Source organism: Pseudoalteromonas sp. T1lg75, assembly GCF_002964705.1.
GTDB lineage: Bacteria > Pseudomonadota > Gammaproteobacteria > Enterobacterales > Alteromonadaceae > Pseudoalteromonas.
In genome coordinates this window covers 553,467-574,034 of record NZ_PQCD01000033.1, presented here as the reverse complement: position 1 = coordinate 574,034, position 20,568 = coordinate 553,467, and the positions used below count along the sequence as shown (strand labels likewise).

The 20,568-nt window shown below is 50.6% G+C and carries 18 protein-coding genes; 7 read left to right on the top strand and 11 right to left on the bottom strand.

The genetic code is table 11. From position 1 onward, the window contains the following. Nucleotides 1-3: 3 nt before the first annotated feature. Together C2M36_RS09145 and C2M36_RS09140 are read right to left on the bottom strand one after the other, a co-directional pair. Nucleotides 4-306, bottom strand: coding sequence for an MGMT family protein (locus C2M36_RS09145; RefSeq protein WP_199883031.1), 303 nt, complete (start codon nucleotides 304-306; stop codon nucleotides 4-6). Beyond that, nucleotides 299-1,183: a LysR family transcriptional regulator gene (locus tag C2M36_RS09140; RefSeq protein ID WP_105254639.1), complete on the bottom strand. Its 885-nt coding sequence runs from the start codon at nucleotides 1,181-1,183 to the stop codon at nucleotides 299-301. The genes C2M36_RS09145 and C2M36_RS09140 overlap by 8 nt, the downstream gene beginning before the upstream one ends. Before the next feature lie 115 nt (nucleotides 1,184-1,298). Here C2M36_RS09140 and C2M36_RS09135 point away from each other — a divergent pair, with 115 nt between their 5' ends. Together C2M36_RS09135 and C2M36_RS09130 are read left to right on the top strand one after the other, a co-directional pair. After that, nucleotides 1,299-2,384, top strand: a complete 1,086-nt coding sequence (locus C2M36_RS09135) for an efflux RND transporter periplasmic adaptor subunit (protein ID WP_105254638.1) — start codon at nucleotides 1,299-1,301, stop codon at nucleotides 2,382-2,384. After that, a complete protein-coding gene (locus C2M36_RS09130; protein WP_105254637.1) occupies nucleotides 2,385-5,441 on the top strand; it encodes an efflux RND transporter permease subunit in 3,057 nt (1,018 codons plus the stop codon). It abuts the gene before it with no gap. A gap of 51 nt (nucleotides 5,442-5,492) precedes the next feature. Here C2M36_RS09130 and C2M36_RS09125 read toward each other — a convergent pair whose 3' ends face one another. Both C2M36_RS09125 and C2M36_RS09120 read right to left on the bottom strand, forming a co-directional pair. Continuing rightward, a complete protein-coding gene (locus C2M36_RS09125; protein WP_105254636.1) occupies nucleotides 5,493-5,876 on the bottom strand; it encodes an energy transducer TonB in 384 nt (127 codons plus the stop codon). A gap of 128 nt (nucleotides 5,877-6,004) precedes the next feature. Continuing rightward, entirely contained in the window at nucleotides 6,005-6,373 is a 369-nt protein-coding gene (locus C2M36_RS09120) for a Rap1a/Tai family immunity protein (RefSeq protein ID WP_105254635.1), read from the bottom strand. A 721-nt stretch (nucleotides 6,374-7,094) separates the two neighbouring features. On the opposite strand from C2M36_RS09120, the gene C2M36_RS09115 reads away from it, so the two are divergent. After that, nucleotides 7,095-8,078, top strand: a complete 984-nt coding sequence (locus tag C2M36_RS09115) for a glycosyltransferase (protein WP_234399133.1) — start codon at nucleotides 7,095-7,097, stop codon at nucleotides 8,076-8,078. A gap of 12 nt (nucleotides 8,079-8,090) precedes the next feature. Here C2M36_RS09115 and C2M36_RS09110 read toward each other — a convergent pair whose 3' ends face one another. The 3 genes from C2M36_RS09110 to C2M36_RS09100 form a co-directional block, all read right to left on the bottom strand. Next, on the bottom strand, nucleotides 8,091-8,678 hold the full coding sequence (locus C2M36_RS09110; protein WP_105254633.1) for a GDSL-type esterase/lipase family protein: 588 nt from the start codon (nucleotides 8,676-8,678) through the stop codon (nucleotides 8,091-8,093). A gap of 10 nt (nucleotides 8,679-8,688) precedes the next feature. After that, a complete protein-coding gene (rluF, locus tag C2M36_RS09105) occupies nucleotides 8,689-9,768 on the bottom strand; it encodes a 23S rRNA pseudouridine(2604) synthase RluF (protein ID WP_105254632.1) in 1,080 nt (359 codons plus the stop codon). Nucleotides 9,769-9,935: 167 nt separating this feature from the next. Beyond that, nucleotides 9,936-11,090 (bottom strand): DUF418 domain-containing protein, encoded by a 1,155-nt coding sequence (locus C2M36_RS09100; RefSeq protein ID WP_158678909.1) that lies wholly within the window; start codon nucleotides 11,088-11,090, stop codon nucleotides 9,936-9,938. A 446-nt stretch (nucleotides 11,091-11,536) separates the two neighbouring features. Here C2M36_RS09100 and C2M36_RS09095 point away from each other — a divergent pair, with 446 nt between their 5' ends. The 3 genes from C2M36_RS09095 (at nucleotide 11,537) to C2M36_RS09085 (ending at nucleotide 15,682) form a co-directional block, all read left to right on the top strand. Further along, nucleotides 11,537-13,690, top strand: coding sequence for a M3 family metallopeptidase (locus C2M36_RS09095; protein WP_105189010.1), 2,154 nt, complete (start codon nucleotides 11,537-11,539; stop codon nucleotides 13,688-13,690). A gap of 144 nt (nucleotides 13,691-13,834) precedes the next feature. Next, on the top strand, nucleotides 13,835-14,746 hold the full coding sequence (locus tag C2M36_RS09090; RefSeq protein ID WP_105254630.1) for a hypothetical protein: 912 nt from the start codon (nucleotides 13,835-13,837) through the stop codon (nucleotides 14,744-14,746). Between the two features lie 51 nt (nucleotides 14,747-14,797). After that, nucleotides 14,798-15,682, top strand: a complete 885-nt coding sequence (locus C2M36_RS09085; RefSeq protein WP_105254629.1) for a mechanosensitive ion channel family protein — start codon at nucleotides 14,798-14,800, stop codon at nucleotides 15,680-15,682. Between the two features lie 24 nt (nucleotides 15,683-15,706). On the opposite strand, the gene C2M36_RS09080 is transcribed toward C2M36_RS09085, so the two are convergent. From C2M36_RS09080 to C2M36_RS09070, 4 genes are all read right to left on the bottom strand, one after another. Beyond that, complete coding sequence (locus tag C2M36_RS09080; protein WP_234399132.1) at nucleotides 15,707-16,276, bottom strand: hypothetical protein; 570 nt, start codon at nucleotides 16,274-16,276, stop codon at nucleotides 15,707-15,709. A gap of 11 nt (nucleotides 16,277-16,287) precedes the next feature. Then, a complete protein-coding gene (locus tag C2M36_RS17070; protein WP_267894658.1) occupies nucleotides 16,288-17,124 on the bottom strand; it encodes a proprotein convertase P-domain-containing protein in 837 nt (278 codons plus the stop codon). Continuing rightward, nucleotides 17,121-18,602, bottom strand: a complete 1,482-nt coding sequence (locus C2M36_RS17065) for a S8 family serine peptidase (RefSeq protein ID WP_267894657.1) — start codon at nucleotides 18,600-18,602, stop codon at nucleotides 17,121-17,123. Before C2M36_RS17065 ends, C2M36_RS17070 begins: the two co-directional genes overlap by 4 nt. A gap of 156 nt (nucleotides 18,603-18,758) precedes the next feature. Further along, nucleotides 18,759-19,187 (bottom strand): Lrp/AsnC family transcriptional regulator, encoded by a 429-nt coding sequence (locus C2M36_RS09070; protein ID WP_105254627.1) that lies wholly within the window; start codon nucleotides 19,185-19,187, stop codon nucleotides 18,759-18,761. A 159-nt stretch (nucleotides 19,188-19,346) separates the two neighbouring features. Here C2M36_RS09070 and C2M36_RS09065 point away from each other — a divergent pair, with 159 nt between their 5' ends. Further along, nucleotides 19,347-20,555 (top strand): aspartate aminotransferase family protein, encoded by a 1,209-nt coding sequence (locus C2M36_RS09065; protein ID WP_105254626.1) that lies wholly within the window; start codon nucleotides 19,347-19,349, stop codon nucleotides 20,553-20,555. Nucleotides 20,556-20,568 lie beyond the last annotated feature (13 nt).

Below are 20,568 nucleotides of genomic sequence, written 5' to 3'. Positions count from 1 at the left end.
GGATTATAGCTTCCAGGCAAAGGTGGCCATACTGACCTTGCCATTGCTCACCAGCACGCCTTCGGCCAACAGCGCCTGCTGCTGGCGCATAAAGCCATCACTCCCCGGGGGGAAAGAAATCTTACCCTGGCTGTTGAGTACTCGGTACCAGGGCAGGCGCGAACCAGGGGGCAGTGTTTTCAAGGTATGGCCAACAAACCGGGCATAACCGGGTAAGCCCGCCCTTTTTGCCACTTCCCCATAACTGCACACACGGCCCTTGGGAATGGCCGCCACCACCTGATAGATCATGGCTTTTTTATCCATTGGCGAGCTCCTCTAAACGTTGCCAGAGACTACGCGCCACCGGGCCGTGGTGCGCCGAATGACGACGAAAGGCGCGAATTTGCGCCCTAAAGGAGTGCTCTCTGTCGGTCAGTTCCAACACCTGTAATTGTCCGGAGTCGATTTCCTGCTGGCACAAATCCAAGCACATTAAGGCCCAGCCGGCGCCATTGAGCAAGAGTGAGCGCAGCGCAAAGGTGTCATCTATTTTCAGCTTGGCCACCTGATTTAAAAACGGCATGCGCCCGTGTTCAAAAGGCATATCGCTTTCATACATGGCCACACAGGGATATTGCTGCAAACGCTTGTAGCTCAGCCTTGGTTCACTAATAAGCCGAGGCGAGGCCACCAGCCCCACTTGGATCTCTCCCACCGGAATACTTTCTAAATCGCCGGTGGCATGGAAAATATCAAACCAAGGGCCTATGCCTAAATCCGACTTGCCACTGTTCACCTGCTCCAAGGCGCTGAAGCGCTTACCGCTGTCGATGGCAAAGTCGGTATGAGGGAATTCGTGATAACAAGATTTGAGTATGGCACTGAGCTCTTCGCCGACACACACCTGCTCGTAACTCAAACGAAACAAGGGCTCGTTGCCATTGGCTAGTTCGCTGCTAAATTCGCTGAGTTCCTGTAAATCGCGCAGCAGGTACTGGGCACGGCGACAATAGGCCTGCCCCTGCTCGGTCAGAGAAAAACGGTACCCGCCGCGGTCGACCACCGCAAAGCCTACCGCTTCTTCAATTTTCTTTACCGTCATGGTCAATGCCGGTTGGGTCTTGTGCAAACGCTCAGCCGCTTCGCTTAATGAGCGACTGCGTGAAAGCACGTCTAAAACCTGGAGCCACGCCAACTTCATAAGTAAAACTAATCTTGTTTAAAGATATTTATAATTTTAATTTTATCTTATCCTACAGTAATCTGTGTAGCAATAATGGCCACAATCTCAACCACTAACAGGGAGTCTAGAATTTATGCGGCGTATTCTTTCTATCACCACGCTGGCCCTTTGCACAGCCCTCTTCGGCTGCAGCGAACCAGCCGAGCAAACTGAGCAGAGCGCGCCTATCCGCCCGGTTAAACTGCTCACCGTAGGTAAAAGCGATGAAAGCATGATGCGCAGTTTTCCCGCGGAAGTGGTGGCCCACCAAGGCTCTTATCTTGCATTTCGCGTTAACGGCGAACTCCTTGAGTTTCCCGTGTTGGCTGGCCAGCAAGTAGAAAAAGGTGAGTTACTGGCGAAACTCGATCCCGAAGACTTCCAACTGCAATATGACGAACGCAAGGCTCGCTACGACTTGGCAACCTCACAATTGCAGCGCGTGCAGGCCTTATTCGACAAAAACATTGCCAGCCGCGCCGAGCTCGATCAGGCCGTGGCTAACGCTCGGGTAGCCGAGTCGGCCTTTAATATCGCCAAAACCAATCTTGAGAATTCCGAATTGCGGGCGCCCTTTGCCGGCACCGTCGCCAAGGTGTTCGTAAAGAACTTTGAAAACATTCAGGCCAAGCAAAATATTTTACGTCTGGAAACCCGTGATTTAATGGATGTGGAAATTCAGGTGCCGGAGAAACTGGTCGCCCGAGTCAATAAAGACACCCTGTATCAACCCACGGTGATCTTCGACGGTTTTCCCGATAAGTCCTACAAGCTCACCATCAAGGAATACGACACCCAGGCCGATCCCGCTACCCTGACCTACAAGGTGGTCTTTTCGCTACCGGTGCCCAAAGACTTTAACCTGCTCGCGGGTATGACCGGGCATGTGTATATTGATGTCAGCAAAATCACCAAGGATGTGAAAGCCTGGCATAAACTGCCCGCCGAGGCGGTGTTCTCAGATCCAAAACAAGACACCGAAGGCAATAGCTATGTCTGGGTATACAATAAGGACACCAAACAGGTGCATAAACGCGCCGTGGTGGTCGGCCAATTACACCGCGACGGCATTGAAATTCGTTCCGGCATTGAGTCTGGTGAGCAAGTGGTTGCCGCCGGTGTGCATTATCTGCAAGAAGGCATGCAGGTCCGTCCTTGGCACAAAGAGCGAGGACTGTAAATGAACTTGGTTGCACTGGCCATCGAGCGCAAGGTCATCAGCTGGATGTTTGCGCTGTTTCTGTTGCTCGGCGGTGTCTTTTCCTATTTGTCTCTGGGGCAGTTGGAAGACCCGGAATTTACCCTGAAAAAAGCCATGGTGATCACCGCCTATCCCGGCGCTTCGCCCCGCCAGGTGGAAGAAGAGGTGACCTACCCCATAGAAAATGCGATTCAAGAGCTGCCCTATGTGGATTACGTGACCTCCATCTCCTCCAATGGCAAAAGCCAGATCACCGTGGAGATGAAAAGCACCTATCGCAAGGAAGATCTCAAGCAAATTTGGGATGAACTGCGACGCAAAATCAACGATTTATCCTCATCCATGCCACCTGGAGTCTATCCCAGCAAGGTGATCGATGATTTTGGCGATGTCTACGGCGTAACCCTGGCCTTAACCGGCGATGGCTACTCTTACGACGAGCTAAAAGACTATGTCGACTTTTTAAAACGTGAACTGGTGTTGGTGGAAGGCGTGGGCAAGGTAACGGTTGCCGGCGAGCAGCAAAGCCAGGTTATTGTTGAGATCTCCACTCACAAGCTGGCTCAGCTCGGGCTCAGCCCCAACCATATTTTCTCGCTGCTACAGGCGCAAAATACCGTGTCGAATGCTGGACGGGTTATGGTCGATGGCGAGTCTATTCGTCTGCACCCCACCGGTGAATTCGACGATGTCGCCGAGCTTGAGCATTTGCTGATCTCCAGCCCAGGCGCCAGCGAGCTGATTTATCTTGGCGATGTCGCCCGGGTGTATCGTGAATATGCCGAAGTGCCGAGCCACATAGTGCGTTACAACGAGAAACAGGCCTTGTTACTGGGTTTATCCTTTGCCAGTGGCGTTAACGTGGTGGACGTCGGAGCGCGTATCGACCGTCATCTTCAGACCCTGGAATATCAGCGCCCCCATGGCATGGAAATCGATGCCATCTACAATCAACCGGCGGAAGTCGAAAGCTCGGTGTCGAGCTTTATCCTCAGCCTGTTTGAAGCGGTGGCCATCGTCATCGTGGTGCTGCTGGTGTTTATGGGTGTAAAAAGTGGCCTGTTGATCGGCGGCATCTTGCTACTGACCGTGCTCGGCACCTTTATTTTTATGGCCCTGTTCGACATTAACTTACAACGTATTTCCCTCGGCGCCTTGATCATTGCCCTGGGGATGCTGGTCGACAACGCCATAGTGATCACCGAAGGCATTCTTATCAACCTGAAGCGCGGGCAAAGCAAGTTGCAGGCGGCGGTTAACATAGTCGGCCAAACCAAATGGCCCCTGCTCGGCGCCACCATTATCGCCATCACCGCTTTTGCGCCCATCGGCCTGAGCTCGGACGCCAGCGGCGAGTTTGCAGGCAGTTTGTTTTGGGTCTTGTTTATCTCCTTGCTGCTTAGTTGGGTGACGGCCATCACGCTGACGCCCTTTTTTGCCGATATGATGTTTAAGCAAAAACAAGACGACGATACCAGTGCCGATGACCCTTATCAGGGCGTACTTTTTAATTCCTATAAGTTTGTTCTGAGCCGTGCCATGCACTACGGTAAAACCACCCTAGTGCTGATGATACTGCTGCTCGTAGCGGCGCTGGTGGGTTTTAAGTCCGTTAAACAATCCTTCTTCCCGGCCTCGAATACGCCCATGTTCTATATCGACTATTGGCACTACCAGGGCGCCGATATTCGCACCACCAGAGAAGGGGTGGCCAAGCTTGAACACTTCCTGCGCAGCGATGAGCTGGTCAGCGAAGTCACCAGCACCATAGGTCAGGGCGCGCCGCGCTTTATGCTCACCTATGCGCCGGAAAAACAATACCCGGCATTTGCCCAGTTGATCGTGCGCGTACGTGACCGCGACGCAGTGCTGACCATGATAGACAGGGTACGAGCCTACGAGCAGGACCATATTACCGATGCCAAGCTTAAACTTAAGCGCATGGAAATCGGCCCCTCCACCGATGCCAAAATCGAGGCACGCTTTTCCGGGCCCGATCCCGTGGTGCTGCGTCAACTTGGCGAGCAGGCCAAAAGTATCCTGACGGCGGACGGCGGCGCCTTCCATATTCGTGATGACTGGCGTCAGCGCTCCAAGCTGATCCGCCCTATTCTGAACGAACAAAAGGCGCGTCGCCTGGGCATTAGCAAAAGCGATCTAGACCAATTACTGCTGACCAGCGTCAGTGGTAAAACCGTGGGCCTGTATCGCGATGGCACCCAGTTGTTGCCCATTATTGCCCGCAGTCCGGCGGAAGAGCGCCTCAATGTGGAAAGCCTGCGCGATTTGCAAATATACAGCCCAGTACTAAGGGTGTTTGTGCCCGTCACCCAGGTGGTGGACGACTTCGTAGTGCACTGGGAAGACCCCTTGATCATGCGTCGCGACCGCAAACGCACCCTGACGGTGATGGCCGACCACGACCTCCTTGGCGATGAAACACCGGCCAAACTCTTTGCCCGTATTCGCGCCGATATCGAAGGCATCCCCCTACCTCGAGGCTATGAACTGCAATGGGGCGGTGAGTTTGAGTCTGCCAGCAAGGCCCGCAGCGCCATATTTGGCTCCCTGCCCCTGGGTTATCTGGCGATGTTTGTGATCACCGTTTTATTATTTAATTCGGTGCGCAAGCCCCTGGTGATTTGGGCCACCGTGCCACTTGCTATCGTCGGGGTCAGTGCTGGATTGCTGAGCATGAATGCCTCTTTCGGCTTTATGTCCTTGCTCGGGTTATTGAGCCTATCCGGTATGCTGATTAAAAACGGGATCGTACTGCTCGATCAGATAAATATAGAGCTGGCGTCGGGCAAAGACCCCTACCAGGCGGTCTTTGACTCGGGCGTCTCCAGGGTACGTCCGGTGGCCATGGCGGCGATCACCACCATATTGGGCATGATCCCCTTGCTCTTTGATGTGTTCTTCAAATCCATGGCGGTGACCATCATGTTTGGTCTCGGCTTTGCGACCATACTCACGCTGATCGTGATCCCCGTGTTGTATTGCAAATTCTTTGGCATTCATAGCCACCGCCGCTAGACACAAAAAAGCCAGCAATTAAGCTGGCTTTTTCATCTCACCAATATCGCATTAGTTAACGTTAAAGTGATAGTCCGTGGTTACATAAACCGGAGTCAGTTCGGTGTTATCGCTGCTTGGCACATACTTCAGATGTTTGAGCGAACGCAATGCATGGGTATCCCAAAGCCCTTCTGGCTGAGACTCGATGATCGCGACATCAAAAATCTCCCCGTTAGAGTCGATTAGATAACGCATCTTTATATAGCCATTTTCCGTTGGCGGCTTTTTAAAAGTTCGGGTGCTAAAGGTAAATTCCGAGCGCTCCTGACGCCAGTATTTATGTAATTGCTCGGAGCTGATCTCCAACGGCTCTGCACTTAGATGCTGTTCTTGTGTCGCCATGCAACCACCGAGTAATACGGCAATTAGTATAGAGGGTAGTAACAATCTCATTATGCTCTCCTTGTCTTTATTATCATCTTAAGTACTTAAACCCTGTATAAGGTACATTAATTTACGGACTACCGCAATTACTTGCCTCAGTTGATACCAACCAGTCAATGTGATTGAGCAACTCAGGTTTACTGGGTGCGGCACGGGAAATTCACTATGCTCGCCATGGCGAGAACTTGGTGTTTAGGGTAGTGGAGTTTGTCCTTATTGTGTTGCAACCACTTTACGGTTAGCTCTGCAGTATCGCTCAGAGACAAACCCTCGGGGATGCAAAACATTCTCTTTCCTTTGTGCTGTAACGGCGATAGCGCATGAGCACCGCCAAAGCCGGACAAATAGGATATACAACTTGCTGAGCGTATCATCCCGGCCTGATCTAGTGTCATGCCATTTTTAGCGTCTGTAACTGCTTGGCAATCGGCTAACAAATCATTGCCGTCTTTTGCCTGCACTGAGACCGAGAAAACCAGAATAAAAATTATTAATAACTTTTCCAATCGAGACTCCTTTCTATATCAGCTAACACCGGCCTAGCCCACCGGTGAATACGGTTGTTTTATGCCTTATACAAATACGGCGGCACGTCAATCCGTTTTAATACATTTCCCTACTTATTTATTCATCTATTGATAACAAATAGTTCAAACTTTTACCAGTATTGAATGTTACCCTGCTGCTGCCCTATTCACTCTATGCAAGGGAATAGTTGCTCTTAGGCTCACACTTTTTCCCAGTGTGGCAAGCCAGGTTAACTCAAAGCCATCACCGAGGGAGTCGTCATATGACCAGGAAGAAGTAGTTGTTAGGTACAATTTGCCTTTTCACATTTACCAACTACTTTTTGTATGCGCCTAAGTTAAAAGCAAAATTTTGACTTGCCATAAGCCAAGGCTGGGTAGATGCTCGCCCTTAAACAACTAGACTTTTCAACCCACCTGTCCACTGTGCAAAGACCCAAAAGACGCTTTAATGAAATAGGTGCTCTTATTGAACAAGAGTTATATAATCCAAAGATAAAACCAATTAATTGACCAAGGATGATTTGTTTAATTGAAGTTAAAAACTTTAAGCACAATTAAATGAATTTATTTTATTTATATGAAAAAAATTAAGTTGTTAGCAGTTACAAATCATAATCGGAACAATATAAACCCGATTCGCCCCGAGGCCTCACAAATAATCGGTCTTCATCACAGTGGTGCTGTTGACGTGACCGTTATGTGCAATCCAGGGTCGACCTTGATCCCCTTCTTAGAAAAGCAAGGCATAAAGGTCATAACCAACCCGTTAAATAAGAAACTCTCCTTAGAAACTATGGGTGTGATCAGGAAGTACATTAAGGCTAATGACATAGACATTTTGCACTTGTTCAATAACATCGCCTGTAGCAATGGGGCAACGGCGGCAATTGGCACTAAGGCCAAGGTGATTGCCTACCGAGGCCAAACGGGCAATGTGTCCCGCTGGGACCCGTCAATCTATCTCACCATGCTGCACCCCAGGCTGAATAAAATTATCTGTGTCGCCAATGCGGTGACCGAAGATTTACAGCTACATGTCTGGGGAGATAAAAATAAGGCCATTACGGTTTACAAGGGACATGATCAATCCTGGTATCAAAACGCGCCGGCAGATCTCAGTGATGTGCCCATGCATGCCGACAGTTTTAAGATATCGCTGGTCGCCAATTTAAGGCCAAGAAAAGGATTGCATATTTTAATGGATGCGGTGCAGTTACTCCCTGAGGACTGTAATATCGATGTCTTGCTGGTGGGCGCCGACCCTGAATCGGAAGCGATTCAAGAGATGATCAAAAGAAGTGGTAAGCCTCAGAGAGTGCACGCCTTAGGGTATCGCGAAGACGCACCAGAGGTCGCAGCGGCCTGTGACGCGGTGGTGTTGCCAACCACGAAGCGAGAAGGTTTGTGTCGCGCCGTATTAGAAGCCAATTCCTATGGCGTGCCAGCGATAGTTTCAGACACCGGCGGCAATGCCGAACTCGTTGCAGACGGCGTTACCGGCATCGTCGTACCGCCGTCAGAGCCCCAAGCCCTGGCCGATGCGATTATGACCCTCTATCAAGATCGCAATCTGTGTAACAAATTTGGTGTAGCAGCGAAAAAGCGCGTCATTGAAAAATTTAATGTGCAGCAAGGTGTCGATAAGACGCTAGAGATTTATCAAAGCCTACTGACAAATTAGGTGGGCGACAGCCTAATTAACGACTTTGATTTGCTCGGCAACGGCCTCGGCCAACAGTCGATACCCTTTATCATTAAGGTGAATTTGGTCCGACTTATACTGGCTGTCACCGAGTAAGTCACTGAGGGTATCGGCAACCAGGGCTACCTGGTACTGCTCGGCCAATTCCTGATACAAGGGGGCATCACTCAGAAAGAGTGACTTTTGCGGCACCGCCACCAAGATCACTTCAACGCCCTGCCCATGTGCCAATTCAATCATGGCCGCCAGGTTACTCTTCACAGAATGTGACTGTTTATTACGCAAAAAATCATTACCACCTTCAAGCAAGACCAGAACACCGGGCTGATGTTCCGTCAGGGTTTCTCTCAGGCGGGCCAGGCCCTGATGGGTCTGCTCACCGGAAACACCGCTGGCAATCACTTCCAGACCGGTTAGCTGTGCCAACTCTTTCGGGTAGCTGCTGTGCTTGGCTCCCACAGACACGGTGAGGCTGTCGCCAAAGGCCAACACCTTGGCATCCCTGTTCAGCTCGATGTGCGCCGGCTCGGAGCAGGCGCTGAGAATAAATACCAGTATGGGCACAAGCCAAAGTTTCATGCCTACTTCCTTATTTTTTTAAACTGAGCGTGCCGCTCACACGGCTTTTTTTCGGTGCAGAGCCCGCTCCAGTTTTATTGGGTTTGGTGCCATTCGTTTGCTTAGCTTTGGGCTTATCGCTTGGCTTGCCAGAAGGCCTGCCAAACGGTTTACCATCTGACTTAGTAGCAGGCTTAGCATACGGCTTGCCCTGAGACCTTTGCTTAGCGCCGGGCTTGGTATTATGAGCGGGATTGGTACGCGAACCCTGATTATCTTCTTTCTTGCGTCCCGGATTTTTAGCACGCGGCTCTTGTGCTGGCGTTCGTGCGCTCTGCTGGCTTACATCCTGTTTTGGCTGTTGTCGGGTGCTGGGGGCATCCTGAGAATGCTCTTCGGTTTTACCCGAGTCGGCAATCAAGGCATTGATGGTGGCCATTTCAGTTTCGCTTAAGTGACGCCACTGACCGGGCTTAAGACCGCTGAGGGTCACATTCATAATACGGGTGCGCTTAAGCTTGGTGACCTCATAACCCAGGTACTCACACATGCGGCGAATTTGGCGGTTGAGGCCTTGGGTCAAAATAATACGAAAACTCTGAGTACCGGTTTGCTCCACCTTACACTTCTTGGTCACCGTGCCAAGGATAGGGATCCCCTGAGCCATACGCTCGACAAAGCGTTTATTCAGCGGTTTGTCGACCACCACCTCGTATTCTTTTTCATGATTATTGCCCGAGCGCAAAATCTTGTTGACGATATCGCCCTCGTTGGTCAAAAAAATCAGCCCTTCTGACGGTCTGTCTAAGCGGCCGATAGGAAAAATGCGCTCGGGGTAATTAATGGCACTGACGATATTGCTTTTTATCTTGCGTTCCGTCGTGCAGGTCACCCCTACCGGCTTATGATAGGCAATATAAACCCGCTTAGGTTTAGCTTTCAGTGCCTTACCGTCCACTAAGATGTCATCGGCGTCGCTGACCTTATCGCCCATTTGCGGTAACCGGCCATTGACGGTCACGCGAGCTGCGGCGATCAGCGCATCGGCCTCACGGCGCGAGCAAAAACCGGTTTCACTAATGTATTTATTCAGGCGGGTAGCTTGGCTCATATTTACTTCAATCTAGCTGGTGTTGGCCCTATTGTAATCGACTCGGCGGGAAAAATCCGTTTAAAAGTCTCGCAATGCTGGGTTTGTGGGGCCGCAGTTGTTCTATCACTCTGAGCACCTGGCTTGGACGGTTTCAAAGCCTGGGCCAGCTCCTAAGTGGGCGTTCGTTATTTGGCCTTATACCAGCGCCGCCATAACCACTCTGCAGGCCCTTGTTTAAAAACACGCAGATAGAAGGGGCAAACCACCAGAAACACCAGGCTAACCAGGATGGATAACTGCATATAATCCAGCAATCGAAACTCGGTGGCCATCTCGGCGCCCATAAAATGGATAAGCGTCACCATAAAGAGTGACTGACTCAGATAACAGCTCAAAGACAGCTTACCGACGCTGGCCAAGGCACGGGTCAGTATGTTGTCGGCAAACGACCAGCGATACAAGAGATGCACTGCAATCAGCGCCGTACAAAAACCGCTGAAAGAATTGACAACCATGGCCAGGACTTCGTTAAAGCCGCCGCTATCTTGCCATTGCCAGGTGCTTAAATAAGCACAAGCCAGCACGACGCCGAGCAGCGCTAGTGATTGGGCCAATGGCCAGGGCCTTACCAGCCAGCCACTGCGCCAGGCGGCGACGGCTAACAACACCATGCCCAGCTGCTGCCAGAGTACTGCCAGTATCAAGGCTAACAACATCAGCGCCCCATTGCTGGCATTGGCCCCGCGAGTGTGCCAAAAGTTCCCGTCAAACTGCGCTAAATAGGCCTGATAGTTAGGGTCGCTAAACTGGGTTGGCGGCTCATTGGCCAGTACAGCCAGAAGCAATAACATGGCACTGCCAAAGGCGAGAAATGCCACCCCCTGCATAGTCAATTTGCGCCCAGGGTTCGCCAGCATGGGTAAGGCCAGTAAACCGGCCAGCGCATAACCGACAAGAATATCGCCCGCCCAAATAATGAGGCTGTGCACAAGACCTATGGCCAACAACACCATTAAACGGCGTTGTAATTTAGGGATAGGGTCTTCATGTTCATAACAACGCTGCCACTGGATCACTAAGCCCAATGCAAACAGCACCAAAAACAGACCGCGAAAGCGCCCTTCCAGGGCAAGATCGGACAGTCGTGTCAGTATCGCATCGGCGCTGGACAGTGGAATGGGCGGCACATACCCATTGGCAAAATCGATAAAATACGGGGCATTAAGGAAGAAGATCCCCAAGATGGCAATGCCCCTGAGAATATCAAGATCCGGGCGGCGCTGCTCACCGACCAGAGCCTGATAGGGCCCGGAAGATTGAAATAAACTCGATGCAAACACGCGAAACTCCGACGCCATTCTCTATAAACAAAAATTAAACTAAGGCTAACATAGGGTTATGCCTATTCAGTAGCTAAATTTAGCGACCGTGCGAAGGCACTCCTTGTGATGCATAAAACCACCCATGTTCTCCCTCATTATGAGTGAGCTAGTCACAAAGCTGTGATGCAAGGGGCAAATAAATGACGCACAAATGGCTTATTTTCGACAAAATGCCCGTAAATAAGGGTCAAGTTACTTGTTGTTCGGCGTTATCCACAGTAATGTGGTAGTTTTGGTACACGGGTGTCAGCGCGTCACACTAGGTTCCCCACTAGGAGGTTACCCTAAAGGTCGCTGACATCAGCATGATCGGGCATCCATAATGCTTTATCGCCTCCCGGCATGCATTGCTATACCAGCGCACCATAACAACCACACAACCTTAACAACATTTGGAGTAAACGATGCGTTTATCCGTTATTGCTGCCGCCCTTAGCGCCACAACTTTATTGGCCGCCTGTAGTGAGCAACCAAGCAACAACCAAACTCAAGCCGCGGCTAAGGCACCGGCGACACAACAAGTAGCCCAGGAAAATCTGTTTCTAAGCAAAAGCCCTTTGCCCTACATGGCGCCAGAATTTGATAAAATCGGCACCGAGTTATACGAGCCGGCTTTCGATGCTGGTATTAAAGAGCAACGCATTGAAATCGATGCTATTGCCAACAACCCAGATGCACCAACATTTGAGAACACGCTAGTCGCGATGGAGCTGTCGGGTACTATTTTAAAGCGCACCCGTGCCGCATTCTCTAACCTATCGGGTTTGATCTCTGATGACGAATATCAGCGTATCAACACCAAGATGGCGCCTATCTTTGCCGAGCACCGCGACAACATCTTCCTTAATAAGGCACTATTCGAGCGCGTTGCCGCCGTATACGATGCGAAAGATGCACTTTCTAAAGAAGATCAGCGCCTGGTTGATTACTACTACAAGCAATTTGTGCGCGCCGGTGCCAAGCTTAACGAAGAACAAAAGCAGCGCATGCGTGAAATCAACGGTGAGCTTTCTAAACTAAGCACACAGTTCTCACAAAACGTCATGAAGTCATTCAAAGAAGATACCATTTTGGTGAGCGACAAGGCTGAACTTGCGGGTCTGAGCGACGATGATATTGCCAGCCTTAAGGCGGCTGCGGAAAAAGCGGGTAAAGAAGGCTACATGATCACCTTAGTGAACACCACGCGTCAGCCTATCCTTACCAGCCTTGAAAACCGTGAACTACGTGAAAAAGTATGGCGTACTTCATCTGAGCGCGCGCAAAAAACCAATGGTCCTATCGCCATTAAAGAAGCGCAACTGCGCGCCGAAAAAGCTCAACTATTAGGCTTTGAATCCTGGGCTCACTACCAGCTTGACGACCGCATGGCGAAAACACCTGAAGCCGTGTTCACCATGCTTGATGACCTGGCACCAAAAGCCGTGGCTAAAGCCAAGCAAGAAGCCGAGCTTATTCAAGCAGCGATTAAAAAAGACGGTAAAGATTTCGAACTCCAACCGTGGGACTGGGCTTACTATGGTGCCAAGGTACGTGCAGAGCTTTACAACATCGACGCCAGCCTAGTTAAGCCTTATTTTGAAATGAACACAGTGATCAACGATGGTCTGTTCTTCGCGATGAACAAGCTATACGGCATCACCATGAAAGAGCGCAACGATCTGCCGACCTATCATGAAGACGTGTTCGTGTGGGAAGTATTTAACGAAGATGGCAGCTCTATCGGCCTATTCTACCTCGACCCATACGCCCGTGAAGGTAAGCGTGGCGGTGCCTGGATGAGTGCTTACGTAGGTCAAAACCACCTGCAAGGCACCAAGCCGGTTATTTACAATGCGCAGAATATTCCTAAACCGGCAGAAGGCCAGCCTACGCTGATGACCTTCTCGGAAGTGACCACCATGTTCCATGAATTCGGCCATGCCATTCACGGCCTGTTCTCCGACGTGAAATACCCGTCACTGGCCGGTACAGCTACCGCGCGTGACTTCGTTGAGTTCCCATCACAGGCGAACGAAGACTGGAATATCGAGCCGAGCGTGTTGGCCAACTACGCCAAACACTATCAAACCGGTGAGCCAATTCCTCAGGAGCTGTTAGATAAGCTATTGGATTCACACACCTTTAACCAAGGTTTCGATACCACAGAATATCTTGCAGCAGCGCTACTAGATATGGAATGGCACTCGATCGCCCCAGGTACGCAAATTGATGATGTGGCCGCCTTTGAGAAAAATGCCCTGGCTCGTCACGGTATTGACTACTACCCGGCACCAGCACGTTATAAAAGCTGTTACTTCAGCCATATCTTTGCCGGTGGCTACAGCGCGGGTTACTACGCCTACCTATGGACAGAAGTATTTGCGGCCGACTCGTTCGCCCATATGCAAAACGAAGGTGGTCTAAGCCGTAAAAACGGTGACCACTACCGTAAAGAAGTGCTATCTCGTGGTAATAGCCGCGACCTGATGCAAAGCTACATCGAGTTCCGTGGTCAACAACCAACTACAGAGGCACTTCTTAAGCGCCGTGGTCTGGTAGACGGCAACGCCGAGTAAGCGTTATCTAGCCTTTCGGCTTGACTAACCAGCCAAGCCAGATTTACAAAACGCGGTCATCTGGCCGCGTTTTTTACATTTCTGCACAAGCATATCCATTCCCCTGTTGTTATACTATAGGGCGTTGATTCTTCTGGTGTTGTTATGCTTAAAAAGTCGTTCGTTTTTATCAGCGCTGTCTCCATTTTAGTACTGGGGGCCATCGCCTCTTACCTGATCTATCATCTTTATCAGCACAAATTTGTCACCCTGGATCCGCAATTAAAAGAAGTCTCCGGTATTGAGTTCGATAAACGTGGGCGTTTATGGGCCATTAATGACGGTGGCGACGGCCCCTATCTATATCAGGTCGACGAACAGGGCAAAATACAGCAGCGCATCGAAGTCACCAATGCTAAAAATATCGACTGGGAAGACATGACCCAAAACGAGTTTGGCCATTTCTTTTTAGGTGATTTTGGCAACAATAAACACGAACGCCGCTGGCTGACCATTTATAAGATAGAAAACCCCATCGATATTAAATCCGGCAAGGCCTTTGCCGAGATCATTAAGTTCACCTATAAAGAATTGTGGGAGGAGCCGCTGACGCCGGAGCGGAAAAACTTCGATTTAGAGGCCTTTGTCGAATACAAGCATAAGCTGTACTTATTTACCAAAAACCGTACCCAGCCTTTCGATGGTAAAACCAATCTCTACCGCATCGGCAACCATGCCGACAACTACGAGGCAGAGTTTATCGGCTCCTTTAAAACCTGTACCACGGCGGAGAAACTTTGCTGGGTCACCTCGGCGGCCATGAGCCCGGACCGCAGCACCCTGGCCCTGCTCGACTCCACCGATCTCTGGTTGTTTAAAAACTGGCAGGGGGATAACTTTTTCTCCGGCGAGGTGCAAAAAGTCAACCTCGGCATAGTCACACAAAAAGAAGCGGTGACCTTTTATGACAACAACACGGTGGTTATCGCCGACGAAGAGTTTAAGGGCATAGGCCGCAATATCTATGTCTTTAAACTGGATGAGCAGCAACTGGAAGTAATGGATAAGAAAGAATAAATCGATTCGGTTCTTGTTGACCTATAATAAGAAAATAAAAAGGATACGACTTTGTTAAATAGCCCTTTTCTAGAAAAACTCACGCAAGCGCTACAGACCGTGGTGTTCAGTTACGGCGGCTCGGAATTCACCGTTGCCAAGCTGATCCAAATTCCATTGATTATATTAGTGGTGTGGGTTTTGGTGCGCTATGTTGGCAAGCTGATCCACAACAAAATAATCAGCAAACGCATAGGCCCGGACGCCGCACTGCTGTTTAAGCGCATCTACCTGGTGCTGTGCGTTGTTATCATCGTCTTCACCACCTTAGAAGTACTCAATATTCCTCTCACCGCCTTTGCCTTTGTCTCGGGTGCGGTGGCCATAGGCGTAGGCTTTGGCGCGCAGAATATTATTAATAACTTTATCAGCGGCTGGATCCTAATTTGGGAGCGCCCCATACGCATCGGTGACTTTTTAGAGGTCGGTGATGCCAAAGGCGTGGTGGAAACCATCAATACCCGCTCCACCCGTATTCGCCGCAGCGACGGTGTACATATGCTGGTGCCCAACAGTCAACTGCTTGAAAATACGGTTACTAACTGGACACTGATCGACACCATGGCCAGAACCAATGTGCGCGTTGGTGTCGCCTATGGCAGCGATGTTAACCTGGTCGCCAAATTGATCAATGAGGTGTTAAACGAAAACCAGGCGGTACTGAAAACCCCAGTGCCCACGGTTATCTTTGCGGACTTTGGTGATAATGCCCTGGTATTTGATGCGGTATTTTGGGTTAACGCCGAGGCCGAAGCCAGCGTACGCAAGGTAAAGAGTGATATTCGCTTTGCTATCTGTGCAAAATTTGCCGCCCAGGACGTGGTGATTGCCTTCCCACAACGGGATGTGCATATGGATGGCGAGCTTATTATCAGCCATAAAAAAAGCCCCGATTAACGGGGCTTGACTCACAAAAAAGGATTAGAAAGCTTCTACGCGCTTGCCTAAGATCTCCAACTTACTGGCCTTCACCAAAGGCGAAGACTTAAGCGCCTTATTTAGCTCGGTTAACTCAACCGCCTGCAACGGCGCCACCAAGGCGGTGCCGTTAGCAAACTCTTTAAGTAACTTCAGTTGGTGCTGAGCCAAAACCGTCTCTAGGTGCTCACCAGCGATAATGATCAGATTACCCGATACACTGGCATAGTCACCTTGTAAGGCATGACGTACCACATCACCGGCCCACAGGCCCGGCTGAGATTGCTCGATGGTCGTTCTTGGTGCCTGCACAAAAGCGGTATCGCCCTGCACACTGATGGTATTAGCCGGATCGGCCAGATACACAGGCACGCTGCGCATATTGTCGACTTTTTCGAACAGACCGATGCTGGTTTTGGTGCCCAAATCCGCAGCACGAATGCTGGGTACATCGGCCGTGATGGTTGGCGTTTGCTTTACAGGCTTCTTAAAATCAGCCTGCGGGCCCGCGGCCTGGGCAGGAGCCAGGGTCATGACGCCTAACGCCATAGCTAGAGTAGTTAGTTTCATCATCATAGTGCTCCTTATTTATGACCAGTTACACGCAAGCCCCAGCCCTCTAGGACAGACTCGGCGGTGTTCGGGAAGACCACGCTTAATGCGCCTCCCGCACTAAAGGCAACTTGTTGTGGTGCCGCGGTATCCACGACTTTTAATGTCCAGGTGCCCTTGGCATTTTCACCATAAAAAGCATTTGAACGGAAGTGTACCGAAGGCAAATGAACATAGCCTTGCGCGAAGGTGTAATCAGACTGCAATGCCGGGTAGAGCTGGGCATGGTGCGAAGCAAGCACTACGCTGCGTGTACCACTGGGTGAGGTCACCTCGATGGCCATATCGCTGCCGGCCGAGCTTTGGATAAAGCCAGGAATGTCCGGGTGGGAGTAATCCGAGCGCATTTCCGCATTCGCTATGGTAAAGCTAAATTGCATGGCTTCGATGGTCATGTCATCGGCTACGTCGATGCTGTGGGTGGCCCCCTCGGCATTGTTATCCGCAATGGTCAGATTCAAAGAATCCTGCTCTGCCTGTACGCCGGCACCGATCCAAGGCGTTTGCTCACGCTCGCCTAAATTAACGTCATAGTTTAAGGCCATTTTCACCGCCGCACCGGCATCAACACGACCAAAGCCATAGAAGTTATTGAAGTGATAACCGGCGGCATTTTCCACCCATCCATCGTGGGCAACAAAGTCGCCATTAGCCGTGCTTAGCACGACCTTTTCATTCTCTGGGTCGTTTTTGGTCGCCGTGGTAGCCAGGATATGCTCGATATCACGGGCGGTAAGATCTGGGTTTGCGTCCATGATCAGAGCAACCACACCCGAGGTGTTAGGCGCCGCCGATGAGGTACCGTTCATTGAGTTGTGTAATGACAGTTCGGGTTCATAGGGTGACCCGGGAAGTCGAAGTTGAAGTAGCCGCTAAGGAAAGACGCAGGTACACCCCAATAACGCTCATACATGTCCATGCTCGCCAGGCTTGAGCCACCTTCTAAACAGGTCATCTCATCCGTGGTCACCATGGCCGGCTCCCAGTTACCACCTTCACCACCTGGGGCGGAAATAAACATGGCACTACCGGCAATGGAATAGCTAGAACGTTGACCATTGGCCTGCAACGCCGCAACCGAGACATTGTGCAGGCTACGGTTAGCCTGAGCCACGTTGAGGTCGATACAGCTTAAGCCAAGATCGTTAACACCCGAAGCGGCGCAGTAATTACCGTTGTGACGGCCTTCTTCAAAGTCGTTACCGGCGGCATTGATGCTCAATGCTCCTTTACCATCACGCAGTACCTGAGTGGCATAGGCCATGTTGGCCTCGTCAATCGGGTCTTCCGGCAAGAAGGCCGGCGGGTTATAGCCGTAACTGCGGTTAAACACCACGTTCTCATGAGCCTGAATACCGCTGGCCGGCAAACCGCTGATCAAGCTACTGATGTGAGCCGCACCTTGATCTTGAACGTCCAGATAGTTGATGGAGATAAGGCCCGCGTCCGGTGCCACACCACGGCCACCGATACCATTATGCGCTTTGGCGGCAATCAGGCCGGCCACCGCCGTACCATGACTGGCTGTTTTACTGTGAGTAATGGTTGGGTTGGTTGGATCCAATGCGCCTTCGCGCAGGTTTAAAGAACGAAACGCCAGCACGTTATCGCGCAGGTCTTCGTGACCAATTTCAACACCCTGGTCGACCACAACGGCAATGGTGCCCTTACCGGTGACACCTAGTTTATAGGCTTCAAGCACATTCATGTCTTCACCGGCGGTGCGAGTGGTTTCAAAGTAACCGTCCAGGCGGGCGAAGTAATCCGTTTTTTGTTCTTCGTCTTGATAGCCGTTCAGCCAAGCTAATTGCTCTTTAAAGGCGTCGCTTTGTGAAAAGGCCTTTTGCGCTCGGTTGTGCAGGTGCCACTGCTCGCTTGCCAGGGGATCGCCCTGAACACCGCTTATGGTGATGCTGCCGGAGGAGGTTTTGCCATTGGCGGTCACATCATAGTTAATCACCGCGTCGGCACCGCTTAAAGAGGTGTAAGCCATGGCTTTATCATCGCCCAGCTCTAAAATACCATGAGAGAAATTATAAACGCCGTTGTCGCCGCTGACCGCTTCACCGTCTTCATAAAAAGTTAAAGATATCGCATCACCATCCTGATCGTGAGCGATAAGTACCGCATCCATCGGCTGCCATTGCTTAGCACCTTCGATGCTAACCTGGCCCGCTTTAGGCGCCGTATCTACTGCTTTTTTGTCCTTGTTACTGTCACTTCCACAGCCGCTAACAGCTAGCAAAATGGCGCTAGCTAGTGCGCTGATTTTAATATTATTATTCATTTATGTACCTTCATTGGAAAATGAAGTTCAGAAATCTACAATACAGGTACACAAAGACTCAATATGGTATTTACACCTATTTACAAATTTTACTACTTTGGTACGAATTACGACCAAATACGGCGCCAAACGGACAAAAATCATTCACTTTCGTTGTTAGCGCTTAAACTTGGTCTCCAAAATCACCGATGAGGTGGTGCGCTCTACCCCATCTAGGTTACCTATATCATCAAGCAGATGGCTGAGCTTTTCCAAACTTTGCGCCTGCACCACAGCGATTAGATCGTATTCACCACTGATGGCATAGAGTTCGGTAATGGCATCAATATGCTTAAGTTCGACATTCGTTTTGGTGGTGAGTTTTTGCTTCACCTTAATAGACACATGGGCGGACACCATGGCGGATAAATACGCATCACCATATTCGACGCTGTACCCTTTAATCACCCCGCTTTCCTCAAGCTTCTGCATACGGCTTTGCACCGTAGAACGCGACAAGTCTAACGCGCGGGCGAGATCCGAGATGCTGGCACGGGCATTGGTTCTGAGCATGGCCAGGAGCTTTTCGTCTTGTGAATTTATCATTATGGTCACCATTTTCGTCATTTTGATAGAGATTATACGCAAATTAATCAATATGACACTGCAAATTTAATGCTTAAGCGGTCAATATAATGACTATAACAATCGACTCTTATAAGCGGCCCCTAAATTCGAGCCGCTCTCTCATTTTGAAGGTGTGTCATGCAAGTAAACCGCGAACTATTTAATGAAGTAATGGTACCTAACTACAACCCGTCAGAGGTTATCCCGGTTAAGGGCGAAGGCTCTCGCGTATGGGATCAGCAAGGTAACGAGTTTATCGACTTTGCAGGTGGTATCGCCGTTAACTGTTTAGGCCATTGTCACCCGGCTCTGGTTGGCGCTTTGAAAGAGCAAGGCGAGAAAATCTGGCACCTTGCTAATGTGATGACCAACGAGCCGGCGCTGCGTCTAGCTAAAAAGCTAACCGATGCCACCTTTGCCGATAAGGTGTACTACGCCAACTCGGGTGCCGAAGCCAACGAAGCGGCGCTAAAGCTGGCACGTCGCTGGGCACTGGATAAGTTCGGTGCACAAAAATCTAAGATCATAGCCTTTAACAAGGGCTTCCACGGTCGTACCTTCTTCACCGTGACCGTGGGTGGTCAAGCCGCTTACTCTGATGGTTTCGGTCCTAAGCCGGGCGATATCGTACACTGTGATTACAATGACCTGGAAACATTCAAGTCGCTAATCGACGACAACACCTGCGCCGTGATGATGGAGCCACTGCAGGGTGAAGGCGGCATCATCGCCCCAGAAGCGGATTTCGTAAAAGGCGTGCGCGAGTTATGTGATAAGCACAATGCCCTGCTTATCTTTGATGAAGTGCAAACCGGCGTTGGCCGCTTAGGTCACCTATACGCTTACCAAGGTCTGGGTGTAACACCAGATATCCTGAGCACGGCCAAGGCCCTAGGCGGTGGCTTCCCTATCGGTGCCATGCTAACCACTACCGAGATCGCCGAGCACCTAAAGCCAGGTACTCACGGCTCAACCTACGGCGGTAACCCGCTGGCCTGTGCCGTTGCCGAAGCCGCCTTCGATACGGTTAATACTCCTGAGGTTCTTGAGGGTGTAAAGGTACGTGAGCAGATGTTCCGCGACGGCCTGGCTGCCATCAACGACAAATACAAGGTGTTCAGCGAAGTTCGCGGTCAGGGCCTACTACTGGGTGCGGTATTGAACGAAGACTACAAGGGCCGTGCCCGTGATTTCCTTAATGCCTCAATGGACAACGGCCTAATGAGCCTAGTTGCGGGCATGGATGTAGTACGCTTTACTCCTTCTCTTGTGATCCCAGAAGCGGATATCAAAGAAGGTTTGGCTCGCTTTGAAAAGGCGGTTGCTCAGGTTGTTGCTGCTAAGTAACAGCCGCTAGCGA

What these genes read in the sequence shown, in the direction of transcription:
- C2M36_RS09145 (WP_199883031.1), bottom strand. Translation starts at nt 306, where the DNA reads ATGGATAAAAAAGCCATGATCTATCAGGTGGTGGCGGCCATTCCCAAG.
- C2M36_RS09140 (WP_105254639.1), bottom strand. Translation starts at nt 1,183, where the DNA reads ATGAAGTTGGCGTGGCTCCAGGTTTTAGACGTGCTTTCACGCAGTCGC.
- C2M36_RS09135 (WP_105254638.1), top strand. Translation starts at nt 1,299, where the DNA reads ATGCGGCGTATTCTTTCTATCACCACGCTGGCCCTTTGCACAGCCCTC.
- C2M36_RS09130 (WP_105254637.1), top strand. Translation starts at nt 2,385, where the DNA reads ATGAACTTGGTTGCACTGGCCATCGAGCGCAAGGTCATCAGCTGGATG.
- C2M36_RS09125 (WP_105254636.1), bottom strand. Translation starts at nt 5,876, where the DNA reads ATGAGATTGTTACTACCCTCTATACTAATTGCCGTATTACTCGGTGGT.
- C2M36_RS09115 (WP_234399133.1), top strand. Translation starts at nt 7,095, where the DNA reads ATGTGCAATCCAGGGTCGACCTTGATCCCCTTCTTAGAAAAGCAAGGC.
- C2M36_RS09110 (WP_105254633.1), bottom strand. Translation starts at nt 8,678, where the DNA reads ATGAAACTTTGGCTTGTGCCCATACTGGTATTTATTCTCAGCGCCTGC.
- rluF (WP_105254632.1), bottom strand. Translation starts at nt 9,768, where the DNA reads ATGAGCCAAGCTACCCGCCTGAATAAATACATTAGTGAAACCGGTTTT.
- C2M36_RS09095 (WP_105189010.1), top strand. Translation starts at nt 11,537, where the DNA reads ATGCGTTTATCCGTTATTGCTGCCGCCCTTAGCGCCACAACTTTATTG.
- C2M36_RS09090 (WP_105254630.1), top strand. Translation starts at nt 13,835, where the DNA reads ATGCTTAAAAAGTCGTTCGTTTTTATCAGCGCTGTCTCCATTTTAGTA.
- C2M36_RS09080 (WP_234399132.1), bottom strand. Translation starts at nt 16,276, where the DNA reads ATGATGAAACTAACTACTCTAGCTATGGCGTTAGGCGTCATGACCCTG.
- C2M36_RS17070 (WP_267894658.1), bottom strand. Translation starts at nt 17,124, where the DNA reads ATGAACGGTACCTCATCGGCGGCGCCTAACACCTCGGGTGTGGTTGCT.
- C2M36_RS17065 (WP_267894657.1), bottom strand. Translation starts at nt 18,602, where the DNA reads ATGAATAATAATATTAAAATCAGCGCACTAGCTAGCGCCATTTTGCTA.
- C2M36_RS09070 (WP_105254627.1), bottom strand. Translation starts at nt 19,187, where the DNA reads ATGATAAATTCACAAGACGAAAAGCTCCTGGCCATGCTCAGAACCAAT.
- C2M36_RS09065 (WP_105254626.1), top strand. Translation starts at nt 19,347, where the DNA reads ATGCAAGTAAACCGCGAACTATTTAATGAAGTAATGGTACCTAACTAC.